This window comes from Lentzea sp. HUAS TT2, from assembly GCF_051853195.1.
Lineage (GTDB): Bacteria > Actinomycetota > Actinomycetes > Mycobacteriales > Pseudonocardiaceae > Lentzea.
The window spans coordinates 6,212,025-6,228,180 of the sequence record NZ_CP196667.1; the positions used below are offsets into that span (position 1 = coordinate 6,212,025).

Annotated in this window: 10 protein-coding genes and 1 riboswitch; of the genes, 8 read left to right on the top strand and 2 right to left on the bottom strand. The window is 70.2% G+C overall.

The window, feature by feature from the left end:
• Positions 1-28: 28 nt before the first annotated feature.
• The gene (locus ACSHWB_RS30250) at positions 29-1,339 is read left to right on the top strand and encodes an RNA-guided endonuclease InsQ/TnpB family protein (RefSeq protein ID WP_439656671.1); all 1,311 of its coding nucleotides are present in this window, start codon (positions 29-31) and stop codon (positions 1,337-1,339) included.
• Here the strand turns inward: ACSHWB_RS30250 and metH are convergent.
• Entirely contained in the window at positions 1,324-4,899 is a 3,576-nt protein-coding gene (gene metH, locus ACSHWB_RS30255) for a methionine synthase (RefSeq protein WP_439656672.1), read from the bottom strand. The genes ACSHWB_RS30250 and metH overlap by 16 nt on opposite strands.
• 14 nt (positions 4,900-4,913) lie before the next feature.
• A riboswitch (S-adenosyl-L-homocysteine riboswitch) is annotated at positions 4,914-4,993 on the bottom strand.
• Positions 4,994-5,057: 64 nt separating this feature from the next.
• On the opposite strand from metH, the gene ACSHWB_RS30260 reads away from it, so the two are divergent.
• The 5 genes from ACSHWB_RS30260 (at position 5,058) to ACSHWB_RS30280 (ending at position 11,612) form a co-directional block, all read left to right on the top strand.
• A complete protein-coding gene (locus ACSHWB_RS30260; protein ID WP_439656673.1) occupies positions 5,058-5,888 on the top strand; it encodes a patatin-like phospholipase family protein in 831 nt (276 codons plus the stop codon).
• Positions 5,889-6,022: 134 nt separating this feature from the next.
• Positions 6,023-7,702 (top strand): glycosyl hydrolase family 8, encoded by a 1,680-nt coding sequence (locus ACSHWB_RS30265; protein ID WP_439656674.1) that lies wholly within the window; start codon positions 6,023-6,025, stop codon positions 7,700-7,702.
• A gap of 117 nt (positions 7,703-7,819) precedes the next feature.
• A complete protein-coding gene (locus tag ACSHWB_RS30270; protein WP_439656675.1) occupies positions 7,820-9,505 on the top strand; it encodes a glycosyl hydrolase family 8 in 1,686 nt (561 codons plus the stop codon).
• A 69-nt stretch (positions 9,506-9,574) separates the two neighbouring features.
• Positions 9,575-10,879: a serine hydrolase domain-containing protein gene (locus ACSHWB_RS30275; protein WP_439656676.1), complete on the top strand. Its 1,305-nt coding sequence runs from the start codon at positions 9,575-9,577 to the stop codon at positions 10,877-10,879.
• Positions 10,880-10,886: 7 nt separating this feature from the next.
• Complete coding sequence (locus ACSHWB_RS30280; RefSeq protein WP_439656677.1) at positions 10,887-11,612, top strand: MerR family transcriptional regulator; 726 nt, start codon at positions 10,887-10,889, stop codon at positions 11,610-11,612.
• Here ACSHWB_RS30280 and ACSHWB_RS30285 read toward each other — a convergent pair.
• Positions 11,593-12,657, bottom strand: coding sequence for a class I SAM-dependent methyltransferase (locus ACSHWB_RS30285; RefSeq protein WP_439656678.1), 1,065 nt, complete (start codon positions 12,655-12,657; stop codon positions 11,593-11,595). The genes ACSHWB_RS30280 and ACSHWB_RS30285 overlap by 20 nt on opposite strands.
• A gap of 74 nt (positions 12,658-12,731) precedes the next feature.
• Between ACSHWB_RS30285 and ACSHWB_RS30290 the strand changes: the two genes are divergently transcribed.
• Positions 12,732-13,601, top strand: coding sequence for a DUF5829 family protein (locus ACSHWB_RS30290; protein WP_439656679.1), 870 nt, complete (start codon positions 12,732-12,734; stop codon positions 13,599-13,601).
• 40 nt (positions 13,602-13,641) lie between these two features.
• Positions 13,642-16,149, top strand: a complete 2,508-nt coding sequence (locus ACSHWB_RS30295) for a LuxR C-terminal-related transcriptional regulator (protein ID WP_439656680.1) — start codon at positions 13,642-13,644, stop codon at positions 16,147-16,149.
• Positions 16,150-16,156 lie beyond the last annotated feature (7 nt).

Genomic DNA, 16,156 nt, shown 5'->3' on the forward strand with positions numbered 1-16,156 from the left:
CGGAATTCGCTTGGCTACCCTCGTAATCGTGCAGCTCCGTTACAACTTCCGCGCTTATCCGGCGCCTGGCCAGCAGAGAGAACTGGCCAGGGCGTTCGGGTGTGCGCGGGTGGTGTTCAACGACGGGCTCAGGCTGCGTCAGCAGGCCCGGGAGGCGGGCGAGAAGTACATCTCGGACGGGGAACTGTCCCGCAGGCTGATCACGGAGGCCAAGCAGACCCCGCAACGGGTGTGGCTGGGTGAGGTGTCGGCGGTGGTGCTGCAGCAGGCGTTGGCCGATCTGAACACCGCGTACCGCAACTACTTCGCCTCGGTCACCGGCAAACGCAAGGGCCGCAAGGTCGCCGCGCCCCGGTTCCGTTCCCGCAAGGACAACCGGCAGGCCGTGCGGTTCACGAGGAACTCGCGGTTCAAGATCCTGGACAACGGACACCTGCGGCTGCCGAAGATCGGCGACGTGGAAGTCCGCTGGTCGAGGCCCCTGCCCTCGGACCCGTCGTCGGTGACCCTCGTCAAGGACGCCGCAGGCCGCTACTTCGCGTCGTTCGTCGTTCAGACGGGGGACGACGAGACCCTGCCGGCGACGGGGTCCGAGGTCGGCATCGACCTGGGGCTGACCCACTTCGCGGTGCTCTCCGACGGCACGAAGATCGCCGCCCCGAAGTTCCTGCGCCGAGCGGCCCGCAAGCTCAAGCGGCTGCAACAAGCCCTGTCCCGCAAGACGAAAGGCAGCAACCGTCGTAAGAAGGCCGTGGTCAAGGTCGCCCGCGCTCACGCGCGAGTGGCCGACACCCGGCGGGATTGGCAGCACACGCTGTCCACGAGGATCATCCGCGACAACCAAGCGGTGTACCTCGAGGACCTGTGCGTCGTCGGTCTCGGCCGGACCAGACTCGCCAGATCCGTGCACGACGCCGGGTGGTCCGGCTTCGTCAGGATGCTGGAGTACAAGGCAGCCCGGTACGGGCGCACCTTCGTCCAGGTGGACCGGTTCTTCCCCTCCACCCGGACGTGCTCCGACTGCGGGCGCGTCAACGACAGGATGGCACTCGACGTCCGGTCGTGGACCTGTCCCTGCGGAGCAGGGCACGACCGGGACGTCAACGCCGCCAAGAACATCAAGGCCGCCGGGCAGGCGGACTTCAACGACCGTGGAGCGCACGTAAGACCGGCACTCGTGCCGGCGGCGCGCAGGGAAGCGGTAACCCACCTGGACGCCGCGCGGCCAGCGCGCGGCGTGGAGGGGATCCTCGTCCTTCAGGGCGAGGAGGATGCCAAATCTATTGGTGCCAAACCGGCAAGCGCTTTCACGTTCCGGAACCCTCAGGCAGGTTCGTAACCGAGGTTCGGCCGCAGCCACTGCTCCACTTCCGCGAGCGGCTTGCCGTACCGCGTCGCGTAGTCCTGCACCTGGTCGCGGCCCAGCCGCCCCACCGTGAAGTACTTCGCGCCGGGGTGCTGGAAGATCAGGCCGCTCACGCTCGCCGCCGGGTTCATCGCGAACGATTCAGTGAGCGAGATCCCGATCTGCTCCTCCGCGCGCAGCAGGTCGAACAGTTCGCGCTTCACCGTGTGGTCGGGGCAGGCGGGATAACCCAGTGCGGGCCGGATGCCGCGGAACTTCTCCGCGTGCAGGTCAGCGAGCTCCGGCTGGGCGTCCGGCTCGAACCAGTCGCGGCGCGCCCGCAGGTGGATCCACTCGGCGAACGCCTCGGCGAGACGGTCCGCCAGCGCCTTCACCATGATGGCGCGGTAGTCGTCGTTCTGGGCCTCGTACTTCGCGGCGAGCTTGCCGGCGCCCAGGATCGTCACCGCGAACCCGCCGATGTGGTCGCCCTCGGGGGCCACGTAGTCGGAGAGGCAGCGGTTCGGGCGGGACAACGGCTTCTTGGTCTGCTGGCGCAGCATCGGGATGCGCACGCCGTTGTCGAGCAGGATGTCGTCGCCCTCGGAATGCGCGGGCCAGTAGCCGTAGACGCCCTTCGCCTCGAACAATTCGCCTTCGACGATTTCGTCCAGCAACGCGAGTGCGTCGTCGTAGAGTTCGCGCGCCACCGGCTGTTCGAGGATCGCCGGGAACTTGCCTTTGAGCTCCCAGGCGAGGAACAGGAACGTCCAGTCGATGAACTCGCGCAGTTCACCGAGAGAAGGCGTCATCAGCCGGGTTCCGGTGAATTCCGGCGTCGGCAGATCGGAGAAATCGACCTCTTCGCGATTCGCGCGCGCTTCGTCGACCTTGAGCAAAGGCACCGACTTGCGGTTCTCGTGCTGTTCGCGCAACCGGGCCTGCTCGGCGCGGTTGGAGATGTTCAGGTCGTGGGCGCGGCGGTCGTCGAGCAGGTCGGAGACGACGCCGACGACGCGGGAGGCGTCGAGCACGTGCACGACCGGCTCGTCGTAGACCGGGGCGATCTTCACGGCGTTGTGCTGCTTCGAGGTCGTCGCGCCGCCGATCAGCAGCGGCAGCTTCATGCCGCGGCGCTGCATCTCCTCGGCGACCGAGACCATCTCGTCCAGCGACGGCGTGATCAGCCCGGACAGGCCGATGACGTCGGCGTTCTCCTTGATCGCCGTGTCGAGGATCTTCGCGGCGGGCACCATCACGCCGAGGTCGATCACCTCGTAGTTGTTGCAGCCCAGCACGACGCCGACGATGTTCTTGCCGATGTCGTGGACGTCGCCCTTGACCGTGGCGAGCACGACCTTGCCGTTGCCGCCGGCCGTGGCCTTGGGCTCGGCGTCCATGAACGGCTCCAGGTACGCGACCGCGCGCTTCATCACGCGGGCGCTCTTCACGACCTGGGGCAGGAACATCTTGCCCGCGCCGAACAGGTCGCCGACGATCTTCATGCCGTCCATCAGCGGACCCTCGATGACGTCCAGCGGACGCGGCAGCGCGGCGCGGGCCTCCTCGGTGTCCTCCTCGATGAAGTCGACGACGCCGTGCAGGATCGCGTGCTCCAGGCGCTTGCCGACCGGGGCCTCGCGCCACGACAGGTCGACGACGCGCTTCTGGCCGGGGCCCTTGACGGTCTCGGCGTGCGTGACGAGGCGGTCCGTCGCGTCCTCGCGGCGGTTGAAGATGACGTCCTCGACCAGTTCCAGCAGGTCGGGCTTGATGTCCTGGTAGACGACGAGCTGGCCCGCGTTGACGATGCCCATGTCCAGGCCGGCCTTGACCGCGTGGAACAGGAACGCCGAGTGCATGGCCTCGCGGACGACGTCGTTGCCGCGGAAGGAGAACGACAGGTTCGAGATGCCGCCGCTGATGCGGACGCCGGGACAGCGCTCCTTGATCCGGGGCAGCGCGTCGATGAACGCCCGCGCGTAGCCGTTGTGCTCCTCGATGCCGGTCGCGACCGCGAGCACGTTCGGGTCGAAGATGATGTCCTCTGCCGGGAAGCCGGCCTTCTGCGTCAGCAGGTCGTAGGCGCGGCCGCAGATCTCGACCTTGCGGTCGGTCGTGTCGGCCTGGCCCAGCTCGTCGAACGCCATCACGACGACACCGGCGCCGTAGTCGCGGATCGTGCGGGCCTGCCGCAGGAAGGGCTCCTCGCCCTCCTTGAGGCTGATCGAGTTGACCACGCCCTTGCCCTGCACGCACCGCAGCCCTGCCTCGAGCACGGTCCACCGGGAGCTGTCGATCATCACCGGGATGCGGGCGATCTCCGGCTCGGTCGCGATGAGGTTCAGGAACGTCGTCATCGCCTGCTCGCCGTCGAGCAGGTCGGCGTCCATGTTGACGTCGAGCAGGTTCGCGCCGCCGCGCACCTGGTCCAGCGCCACGGTGAGGGCGGCGTTGTGGTCGTCGGCCTCGATCAGCCTGCGGAACTTCGCGGAGCCGGTGACGTTGGTTCGCTCACCGATCATCACGAACCCGGTGTCGGGGCCGATCTCGAACGTCTCCAGGCCGCTGTAGCGGGTGGTGTGGCGCGGCTGGACGACCTCGCGGCTGGCCTTGCCCTTGACCGCGTCCGCGATGGCCTTGATGTGCGCGGGGGAGGTGCCGCAGCAGCCGCCGACGACGTTGACGATGCCGTTGCCCGCGAAGTCCTCGAGCAGGGCGGCCGTCTCGTCCGGGGTCTGGTCGTAGCCGCCGAACGCGTTGGGCAGGCCTGCGTTGGGGTGGCAGGCGACGTAGGTGTTCGCGAGCCGGGCCAGGTCGGTGACGTGCGGGCGCATCTCCTCCGCGCCCAGCGAGCAGTTCACGCCGACGACCAGCGGCTCCGCGTGCGCGATCGAGTCCCAGAACGCCTCGACGGTCTGGCCCGACAGCGTGCGGCCGGACAGGTCGACGATCGTCACCGAGATCCACAGCGGCAGCTCGGGCGCGACCTCGCGGGCCGCGGCGATGGCGGCCTTGCAGTTGAGCGTGTCGAAGATCGTCTCGATCAGCAGCAGGTCGACGCCGCCCTCGCGCAGTGCCGAGATCTGCTCCGCGTAGGAGGCCTTGACCTGCTCGAACGTGACGGCGCGGTACGCGGGGTCCTCGACCTTGGGCGACAGCGACAGCGTGACGTTGAGCGGCCCGACCGAGCCGGCGACGAACCGTCCGCCGAACTCGTCCGCGGCCTGACGGGCGAGCCGGGCGCCGGCGATGTTCATCTCGCGGACGCGGCTCTCCAGCCCGTAGTCGGCCTGGCCGATCGAGGTGGCGGTGAAGGTGTTGGTGGTCGTGATGTCCGCGCCCGCCGCGAGGTACTGCCGGTGCACGTCGAGCACCAGGTCGGGGCGGGTGAGGTTGAGCAGGTCCGGGTCGCCGGCCACGTCGGGGACGTGACCGGAGTACTCGTCGCCGTAGTAGTCGGCCGGGGAGAGCTTGGCCTGCTGGAACATCGTGCCCCAGGCGCCGTCCAGCACCGCGATCCGCTGGTCCAGCAAGGATTTGAGTCCACTCACGCGCGCTCCCGAAAAGTCCGGAAGCGCCCTTGTTCGTGGTGGAACGGAACCGAGCGTGGCAGGCGAACGGCCCGTTGCAGCGCTTCTCGGTTTCAGCTTAAAGGCTACCAACCTAGCTCATGCACCAGGAACTCGTCTCACTCCATAGGATGGCCCATGTGACCGGAGAACGAGCATTGGTGCTGGGTGGCGGTGGTGTCACCGGAATCGCCTGGGAGACCGGGATTCTGCACGGACTTGCCGAACAGGGCGTCGACCTGACCGACGCCGACCTGTTCGTGGGGACCTCCGCCGGGTCGGTGGTGGCCACCGAGCTCGCGGGCGGCGGTGTGCTCGCTGACCTGTACGCGGGCCAGTTGTCGCCTCCGGACGGGGAGATTCCCGCCCGTCTCACCTCGTGGATGGTCGTCAGGTACGCGCTTTCCTACGTGATGCCGGGGTCGCCCGCGCAGAAGCGGGCCCGGCTCGGACGGGCCGCGCTGAAGGCCCGCACGCCGTCGGAGGAGTCGCGGCTCGCGGTGTTCGACAGCCGACTGTCCACTAAGGACTGGCCGGAGCGCGCGCTGAAGGTCACCGCCGTCGACGTGGCGGACGGGAGGTTCGTGGCGTTCGACCGGGACAGCGGGGTGCCGCTGGTGAACGCGGTGGCGTCGAGCTGCGCGGTCCCGCTGGTGTGGCCGCCGGTGACCATCAACGGCAGCCGGTACATGGACGGTGGCATGCGGTCCGTGGCCAACGTGGACCTCGCGGCCGGCTACGAGCGGGTCGTGGTGATCGCGCCGATCACGCGGGCGGCCAGTGCGGCCGCGACGCCCGGTGCGCAGGCCGCGAAGCTCGGGGTGCCGTCGATCGTGATCAGCCCGGACAGCGCCGCGCTGACCGCCATCGGTACGAACCTGCTGGACCCGGCTCGGCGCAAACCCGCTGCTGAGGCCGGGTACGCGCAGGCCGTCTCGATCGCGGAGGCCGTCCGGAAGGTCTGGCAGTAGGACCTGCAACCGATTTCTGTCCTGTTTTGTCTTGATGACTGGTCCGCACCTCTTGTCCGAAGTCGACGAACCCGCCTAAGGTCGCCGCGATTGCCCCTTTAGGCAGGTTTGTTAACCAATTGACTGGAGGTGTTGTGGACAGACGATCGGTGGTGGCGGCGGTCGGTGCCTGCGGGCTCGTGGCTGGTCTCCTGGTGGCGGGGACGACCAGCGCGACGGCCGCGGACCCCCTGGTGTCCCAGGGCAAGGCGGTCACGGCGTCCTCGGTCGAGGCCGCCGGGCTGGAGGCGGCGAAGGCCGTCGACGGCAGCACGACGACCCGGTGGGCGTCGGCGGAGGGCAGTGACTCCGAGTGGCTGCGGGTCGACCTCGGTTCCGCGCACACGGTCAGCCGGGTGAGGCTGAACTGGGAGGCCGCGTACGCCAGGGGTTACCGCGTGCAGACCTCTCCGGAGGGTTCGGCGTGGACGGACGTGTTCTCGACCAGCGCCGGTGACGGCGGGGTCGACGACCTGACCGTGTCCGGTGCCGGGCGGTACGTGCGGGTTCTCGGCACGGCGCGCGGTACGGCGTGGGGTTACTCGCTGTGGGAGGTCGAGGTCTACGGCGTGGCCGGCGGCACCCCGCCGACAACGACTACGACGACGACCCCGCCCTCGAACGGTCTCGGCTACGCGTTCGGCAGCCGCCAGACCTCGTACGCGGCGGGCACGTTGCGCCCGTCCGGTGCGACGTCCACTTTGGACGCCGCGGTGGTGGACTACTACCAGCGCTGGAAGTCCGCGTTCGTGCGGCAGAACTGCGGCAACGGCTGGTACCAGGTGATCTCGCCTGATGCCGACCACCCGTACGTCGCCGAGGCGCAGGGCTACGGCATGGTCGTCGCCGCCACGATGGCGGGCGCCGACCCGGATGCGAGGAAGATCTTCGACGGCCTGGTCAAGTGGAAGATCGACCACCCGTCCTCGATCAACCCCGATCTCCTCGCGGCCGAGCAGGACGTGAACTGCCGCAGCGTCAACGGCGGTGACGGCGCCACGGACGGCGACATGGACGTGGCCTACGGGCTGCTGCTCGCCGACCGGCAGTGGGGCAGCGCCGGGACGTACAACTACAGGCAGCTGGCGATCCGGCACATCAACGCGATCAAGGCCAGCGAGGTCAACCCGTCGACGAACCTGCTCAAGCTGGGCGACTGGTCCAGCGCGGGCGACCAGTACTACTACCTCTCGCGGTCGTCGGACTGGATGGTCGACCACTTCCGGGCGTTCCGGAAGGCGACGGGGGACGGGGCGTGGGACACGATCCGCGCCGCGCACCAGAACCTGATCGGGCAGCTGCAGCAGAACTACGCGCCGAACACCGGTCTGCTGCCGGACTTCGTGGAGAACACGAACTCCTCCGCGCGACCGCCGGCCGGGCAGGTGCTGGAGAGCGCGAACGACGGCAAGTACTACTGGAACGCCTGCCGCGTGCCGTGGCGCATCGGCGCGGACGCGGTGACCAGCGGTGACTCGCAGTCGCTCACGGCCTCCCGCAAGCTCAACACGTGGGTGAAGGCCAAGGCGGGCAACAACCCCGACAACATCGCGATCGGCTACCAGCTCAACGGCACGCAGATCTCCGGTGGCAGCGCCGCCGCGTTCTTCGCGCCGTTCGCGGTCGTGGCCGCGACCGATCCGGGCAGCCAGGCGTGGCTGGACGCGCTGTGGAACAAGATGCTGCGCACGCCGGTCGACGGCAGCAGCTACTTCTCCGCGAGCATCCAGCTGCAGGTGATGATCACGGTCACCGGCAACCACTGGGTGCCCTGACCAGCACTGTTCGATCGAGCAACAAAGGTCTGCACCTCTTGTTGACGGGGTCTGACCTGCATAGCGTCGCCAACCACTCGCATTGACAGCTTTGTTAACCAATTGCTGGAGGCGGTCGTGGGCGGCAGAACGACAGCGATGGGGGCGGCCGGGCTCGTGCTCGGCCTCCTCATCGCGGGAACGACCATTGCATCGGCGGCGGACCCACTGGTCTCCCGCGGCAAGGCGGTGACGGCCTCCTCCGTCGAGGGGCCGGGATTCGAGGCGGCCAAGGCGGTCGACGGCAGCACGTCGACCCGCTGGGCCTCGGTGGAGGGGCACGACCCTGAGTGGCTGCGGGTCGACCTCGGCTCGGCGCACACGATCAGCCGGGTGAAGCTGAGCTGGGAGGCCGCGTACGCCAAGTCGTACCGCGTGCAGACCTCTCCTGACGGCTCCACCTGGTCCGACGTGTACTCGACCAGCACCGGCGACGGCGGCACCGACGACCTGACGTTGTCCGGTTCCGGTCGATATGTGCGGGTTTACGGCACGGCCCGTGGCACCGCGTACGGCTACTCGTTGTGGGAGTTCGAGGTCTACGGCGTGGGCGGCGGCACCCCGCCGACGACCACGACGACCACCACCACGACCACTCCGCCGAGCGGCCTCGGCTACCCGTTCGGCAGCAGGCAGACCCCGTACGCGCCGGGCATCCTCCGGCCGTCCGGCAGCACGTCCACTTTGGACGCGAAGATCGTCGACCACTACCAGCGCTGGAAGGCCGCGTTCGTCAAGCAGAACTGCGGCAACGGCTGGTACCAGGTCATCTCGCCGGACGCGAAGTTCCCGTACGTGGCCGAGGCGCAGGGCTACGGCATGGTGATCACCGCGCAGATGGCGGGCGCCGACCCGGACGCCAAGAAGATCTTCGACGGCCTGCTGAAGTACAAGCTCGCGCACCCGTCGGTCAACAACCCCGACCTGCTGGCCGCCGAGCAGGACACCGCCTGCAAGAGCGTCAACGGCAGCGACAGCGCGACCGACGGCGACATGGACACCGCCTACGGCCTGCTGCTCGCCGACAAGCAGTGGGGTAGCAGCGGCACGTACAACTACAGGCAGCTCGCCGTGAAGAACGTCAACGCGATCAAGAAGAGCCTGGTCAACCCCAGCACGAACCTGCTGCTGATGGGCGACTGGTCCGGCCCGGACGACAGCAGGAAGTACTACGGCTCCCGCTCCTCCGACTGGATGGCCGACCACTTCCGCGCGTTCCGCAACGCCACCGGCGACTCGGCCTGGGACACGATCCGCGCCAAGCACCAGGACCTGATCGCCACGCTGCAGTCCAAGTACGCGGCGAGCACCGGCCTGCTGCCGGACTTCGTGCAGGACACCAACTCCACGGCCAAGCCCGCGGTCGGCGAGCTGCTGGAGGAGGCCGCGACCGACGGCAAGTACTGGTACAACGCGTGCCGCGACCCGTGGCGCATCGGCGCGGACGCCGCCCTCACCGGTGACGCCAAGTCGCTGGCCGCCGCCCGCAAGATGAACTCGTGGATCAAGGGCAAGACCGGCGGCGACCCTGCCAAGATCGCGGTCGGCTACCAGCTCAACGGCACGCAGATCGACAGCGGCTCCGACGCGGCGTTCGTGGCGCCGTTCGCGGTCGCGGCGACGACGGATCCGGGCAGTCAGGCCTGGCTGGACGCGTTGTGGACGAAGATGGTGAACACGCCGATCGCCACGGACACGTACTTCGGCGCGAGCATCCAGCTGCAGGTGATGATCACGGTCTCCGGCAACCACTGGATCCCGTAGCCCAGGTGCGCCTGGGATGGCGAACTCGGGGTTGACCTTGCCCTTGGGTCAAGGTTCGAGGGTACGGGCATGGACAACGACTTCCTCGCCCGCACCGCCGCCCGATTCGCCATCCCCGGCGCCGCCGCAGGCGTCTTCCACGACGGCCGGGAGCACTTCTTCTGTCACGGCGTCACCAGCGTCGAGAACCCCTTGCCGGTCAACGAGGACACGCTCTTCCTGCTCGGCTCGATCACCAAGACCTACACCGCCACCGCGATCATGCGGCTGGTGTCGCAGGGCAGGGTGTCGCTGGACGCCCCGGTGCGCGAGCACGTGCCGGAGCTGCGGTTGGCCGACGACCGCGAGTTCACCGTCCGCCAGCTGCTCAACCACACCTCCGGGCTCGACTGGGGCACCCTGGTGGACACCGGCGAGGGCGACGACGCGTTGCGCCGCCACGTGGACGAGCTCGCCACGCTGAAGCTCATCGGGGCGGTGGGCGAGCGGCCGTCCTACAGCCAGTCCGGCTTCAACCTGGCCGGGCGGATCATCGAGAACGTCACCGGCCAGACCTACGAGCAGGCGATGACGGCGTTGCTGCTGGAACCGCTGGGTCTCGGCAACACCCACTTCGACCGGGACGCGGTGATGACCCGCCGGTTCGCCGTCGGGCACGAGAGGGGCGAGGTCGTCCGGCCGTGGCGGCACTGGCGCGCCAACAACCCCGGCGGCGGCATCGCGGCCTCGGTCGCGGATCTCCTGGCGTGGGCCCGTTTCCACCTCTCCGACGGGGACGGGATCGACTTCGCCGAGATGCGCCGGCCGACGGCGTTGTTGCGCGGCAGCAACCTCGGTGACGCCATCGGTGTCGGCTGGTTCCTGCGCGAGATCGACGGCGTCGGGGCCATCGGGCACGGCGGCTCGTCCAACGGGCAGTTCGCCGAGCTGCTGATCGTTCCCGAACGCGGCTTCGCCGTGGTGTCGGTCGCCAACCAGGGGCCGGACGGCATCCCGTTCAACCAGGCCGTCGTGCGGCAGGCGCTGGAGCACTGCGCGGGCGTGCTCGACCGCGACCCGGAACCGTTGCCGTACAACGCCTCGAAGGCCGCAGAGGTCGCGGGCGGGTACGACAACGACGCGATGGTCATGACCATCGACGACACCGGCACCGGGCTCGTGCTGGAGGTGCTGATCCGGCCGGAGATCCGGCAGTCCGCCGAGATGGACCTGCCGGCCGACCACGCGCCGTTCCCGATGGGGCTGCTGCCGCGCGACGAGTACATGATCACGGACGGCGCGTTCGCCGGGCAGCGCGGGTTCTTCACGCGCGACGCCAAGGGCGTGGTCGTCGGTGTCGATCTCGCCGGTCGGATGTTCGGCCGGGTGCGATGATGCCGCGATGATCACGATCGGCCGGCTCGCCAGGTACGCGGGCGTGACCGTCAAGGCGGTGCGGCACTACCACAAGGTGGGGCTGCTGCCCGAACCCGAGCGCGACCACTCCGGCTACCGGCGCTACACCACCCAGGACGCGGTCGACCTGGTCAAGATCCGCACGCTCGCCGAGGCCGGTGTGCCGCTCGCCCGAGTGAAGGAGCTGCTCGCCGCGGGCGAGGAGGAGTTCGCCTCGTCGATCACGGAGATCGACGAGGCGTTGCGCCGCAGGGAAGAGGAGATCCGGCAGGCTCGCGAACGGGTCGTGCGGCTGCGGGCGGGCACCGCGCTGTTCGTGAGCCCGGAGGCCGGCGCGATGCTGGACCTGTTGCGGGAGCTGGGAGTCAGCGAGCGGGGCGTCCGGATGGAACGCGAGGTCTGGGTGCTCATGCAGGCCGTCGCGCCGGACGAGGCGGCGGTCTGGCTCGCGGACAAGACCGACTCGCTCGGTGATCCCGAGTTCCGGCAGATCTACCTGGCCTACGACGAGGTGTTCGGGCTCCCGGCCGAGGATCCGCGGCTGCCCGCGCTGGCCCGGCGGGCCGCGGCCTGGCTGGTCACCAGGCCGCCCATGCCGATGGCGGACCCGGAGATCGCCGCGCTGGCCATGGCGGCGGCCGGTGCCTCGTCGCCCGCCTGGGACCGGATGGCCGTGCTGAGCAGGACAGCGCCTAGGACAGGGTCCGCATGAACGCGGGCCCGCCCTGCTCGGCGTTCAGTCCTTTCTCGACGAACGCGATGTTGTGGTGGAACGAGATCCCGCTGATGTTGCGCTCCAGGTAGGAGCCCTCGCCGCGCGGATCGCGCACCTCCGCCTGGTTCAGCCCGTCCACAAAGGACTTGAGCATCCCCATCGACGTGCCCGCGGTCGCCTCGGGATGGCCGCCCCAGCTCGGCCAGTACGCGGTCTGCAGGTCCTCCACCACGTAGAGCCCACCCGTCCGGACGTGCGGGAACAGCGCGTGGAACGAGGTCCGCACGTGCTCGTTGACGTGGCTGCCGTCGTCGATGACCACGTCGAACGGCCCGAGCTCGCGCCCCAGCCGGTCGAGGAACGCGGCGTCGGACTGGTCGCCCAGCACGGTCATGATCCGCGGCCCGGTCACGTTCTTGCGCGCGATGTCGAGGCCGTGCACGAGTCCGCGCTGGAAGTACCGCTGCCACATCCGCAACGAGCCACCGCCGCGGTCGGGGTCGTCGTAGCCGCCGATGCCGATCTCCAGCACGCGCACGGGTTCGGTGCGCAGGCGGGCGAAGTGGCGTTCGTAGTGCTGCGTGTACCAGTGCAGGTCGCCCCACTTGTCCGACCCGTGCTCCACGGCCAGCTCGCCCAGGTCCCGCCGGGCGGGCTTGAGCGCGGACAGCAGCTCCTGCACGGACTCCGCGACGCCCTTGCGGTCCTGGAACCACCCGGCGATCCCGCGCTCGTCCAGATCGGGGTCCGGGGTCGTGACGGCAAGGCTCGGCCACGGGCGGTCTTCGGTGCCGTAGAGACCCCGCACGGCGTCGGCCAGGTCCAGCGTCACCACCACGTCCGCGTCGGTGCACAGGTGGCTGGTCGTGCGGCCGTCGAACGTGAGGTCCAGGCGGACGTCGTGCTCGCCGGTCTCGCGCAGGACCTCCGCGGCGACGGCGGCGGGGGTGAGCCTGCGGATCGTGTCGTCCAGCAGGTCGCGGCCGGCGGTGACGGCCTGCAGCAACGGGGCTAGAACCGTCCACCTGGCGGTGTCGAACACAAGGGTCCCCTCGTCTGGCTCGAGTCTGGCTTGAGCGTGTCCGTTTTACGATGAAATGTATGGGGATCCGACGGGTGTCTTGCTTGATCTTGGCCGCAGTTCTGGTGGCGTCGGGAGCGGGACCGGCGCAGGCGGGAGAGCGGCAGTTGCTGTACTACAACCACGCATGGGGAACGCTCGACCGGGCCACCGCGGACGCGGTCGAGCACTCGCGTTATCTCAGGGACTTCGCGGACTTCGAGGTCCGCACCACGACCGGCGCGGGCGGCAGGACCTGGACTGGCCGGTACCTGCGCGGCCACGAGACCTACCTGGAGATCTTCGGGCTCGGCGACGTGCCCGGCCAGGACGGTGAGGCCGGGTCCGCCGGCCTGGGACTGTCCACCGAGCACGACGGCGACATCGAGAAGCTCAAGACCCGGCTGCGCGCGGCGGGGCAGAAGCCGATCGACTTCACGCAGACCCGCGACTTCGGCGACGGCAAGCCCGTGCCCTGGTTCGACTCGCTGTTCCTGGTCGAGAGGTACGAGCGGTTCGGCGCCTGGGCCATGGAGTACCGCGACGAGTACCTCGACGACCCGCGCGGCAAGGTCGGGCCCGCGAAGTTCCCCGGCGACGTGACGCGCAAGCGGTACCTGCCGGACGCGTACAAGCACAAGGCGATGCGCGACATCTCGCTCATCCACCTCGCCGTCACCCCAGCGGACCTCGCGGCCACCGTGCCGTTGCTGCGGGCGGGTGGGTTCTCGCTGCGCACCGGCGACGGCTCGGTCGTGGCGTCGCGCGGCGGCACCACGATGCGGTTCGACGAGGCGCCGATCGGGCGGATCGGGCTCCAGCGCGTCGAGTTCGAGCTGAACCGCCCGGTCGCACGGCACGTCGAGCAGCTCGGCACGTCCACACTGGTCGTGGGTCCGGGCAAGCGGGCGGTCTGGACTTTCTGACACCCTGGTCCATACGGATCAACGAACGGGGTGTCGGCGGGTGTCGCTGGTCGGGCGGGATCGGGAACGGGAGCGGCTGGCCGCGCTGGTGGACTCCGGCGGTGCGCTGCAGATCGTCGGTGAGCAGGGCGTCGGCAAGTCCGCGCTGCTCAGCCGCCTCGACGGCCACCTGGTCGCCGGTGTCGAGGCCGAGCAGGACCTGCCCTACGCCGGACTGCACCAGGTGCTGCACCCGTTCCTCGACCTGACCGCTTTGCCCGGTGTGCGGCGCGGGGCGCTGGAGGTCGTCCTCGGACTCTCCGACGGCCCGGCGCCACCCGTGCACCTCGTCGGGCTCGCCGCGCTGGAGCTGCTGAGCGCCGCACGGCCCGTCGTCCTGGTCGACGACGCGCACTGGCTGGACCGGGCGAGCCTGGACGTCCTCGGGTTCGTGGCCCGCCGCCTCAGGAGCGCCGCGCTGGTCGTGACCGCGCAGACGCCGGTGTTCGCGGGCGTTCCGGCGCTTTCCCTGGAGCCGCTGGCGCCGGCGGAGTCCGTCGCGGTGCTCGACGCCGTGGCGCCCGAGCTGGACGCCGAACGCCGGTCGTGGGTGCTCGCGCAGGCGGCCGGGAACCCGCTGGCGCTCACCGAGCTCCCGTTCGGCGGCGACTCGCTGGAGGAGACGTTCGCCGCGCGTGCCTCCGCGTTGCCCGCCGAGGTGCGGGAGGCGTTGCTCGTGCTGGCCCTCGGTGGTGGGTCCGACGCAGACCTCGCGCCCGCGGTCGAGGCCAGGCTGGCCGACCGGGACGGCGCGTTCCGGCACCCGTTGATCAGGTCGGCGATCGTGCGCGCGGCCGGTGTCGCGGAACGGCAGGAGGTCCACCGCCGTCTCGCCTTCGCGACCGGCGAGGCCGACCGCAGGGCGTGGCACCTGGCCGGTGCCGCGACGGGCACCGACGAGAACGTGGCCTGCCTGCTGGAGAAGACCGCCGATCGCGCACTCCAACGCGGTGGCGCGGCGTCCGCGGTGAGCGCTCTGGAACGGGCCGCGGCATTGGGCGAGGCCGGCGAACGTGCCCGGCGGCTGCTGCGGGCGGCCGAACTGGCGGCGGAGGCAGGGCGCCGTGACGACGTCGAACGCATCCTGCTCGACGTGCGCGGACTCGACCTCACGGCACGGGAGCGCGCGCTCGTGACATGGCTGCCCACGGCGTTCGACGACGGCGTGGGCGAAGGTGTGGCAGGGCCGGGTGACCTGGTCGGGCTGGCCGAGTCCGTGGTGGCCGGCGGGGACGTCGAGCTGGGCCTGCGGATCTTCTGGAGCGTCGCGATGCGGTGCTTCTGGGTGGAGCCGGGGGCGGCCGTGCGGGAACGGATCGCGGCGGTCGCGCGCAGGCTGCCGATCGACCCGCGCGACCCGCGCATGCTCGCGATGACGGCCTACGTGTGCCCGGTGCAGCAGGGGGACGCGGTGGTGGCCGGGCTGCGCGAGGCCCGCGACGAGTGCGACTCCGCCACCCTCCGGCTGCTCGGCAGCGCCGCCCTCCAGGTCGGCGCGTTCACCGACTCCGTGCGGTTCTCCCTTGCCGCGCAAGGAGGTTTCCGCGCGCAGGGCCAGTTCGGACTCCTCGCCCGCGCCCTCGCCGTCGAGGCGTGGAGCCGGACCCGCCTGGGCGACATCGCCGCCGCCGCACCCGTCGCCGAGGAGGCGGCCCGCCTCGCCGAGGAGACCTGCCAGCCGTACATGCGCGGGCTGGCCGCCGCCGTCCAGGCCGAGATCGCCGCCCTGCGCGGCGAGCACGAACGCTCCGCAGAACTGGCCGCCGAGGCCGAACGGATCGGCCTCGCCGCGGGCGCACGCCCCGTGCTCGCCACCGTCCAACTCGCCAGAAGCCTGGCCGCGCTCGGCGAGGGCCGCTACGCCGACGCGTTCGCCGCCGTCCGCCGCGTCCACGACCCGGTCGATCCCGCCTACCAGCTCGCGTTGCGCCGGTACGTGCTGCCCGAGCTGGTCGAGGCCGCGACCCGCAGCGGTCACGCCGACGAGGCCCGCAAGATCGTGGAGGAGCTCGACACCGCCACCGCCTCGCCCGCCCTGGCCTCCGGTCTGAGGTACGCGCGGGCACTCCTCGCGGCGGACGAGGAGGCCGAGGCGTTGTTCGAGGCGGCGCTCGACGCCGGGAGCTCGCCGTGGGACCGCGCCCGCGTGCAGCTGGCGTTCGGGGCGTGGCTGCGCAGGCAGCGCCGGGCGGCCCAGGCCCGGCCGCACCTCAAGGCGGCCGCGGAGGCGTTCGAGGCGTTCGGGACCAGGGACTGGGCGGGGCGGGCCCGCGAGGAGCTGCGGGCGTCCGGCGAGTCGCGGGGCGGCACCGGCGACCTGACCGAGCACGAGCTGACCATCGCGCGGATGGCCGCGGACGGGCTGACCAACAAGGAGATCGGCGAGCGGCTGCACCTGTCGCACCGGACGGTCAGCACGCACCTGCACCGGATCTTCCCGAAGCTCGGGGTCACCGCACGCGCCGAGCTGAAGCAGGCACTGGTGACGTACTCCGGCACCGTCACCTGACGCTCGC

Excerpts from the sequence above, each read along its gene's own strand:
- ACSHWB_RS30275 (WP_439656676.1), top strand. The coding sequence starts at position 9,575 with ATGGACAACGACTTCCTCGCCCGCACCGCCGCCCGATTCGCCATCCCC.
- ACSHWB_RS30280 (WP_439656677.1), top strand. The coding sequence starts at position 10,887 with ATGATCACGATCGGCCGGCTCGCCAGGTACGCGGGCGTGACCGTCAAG.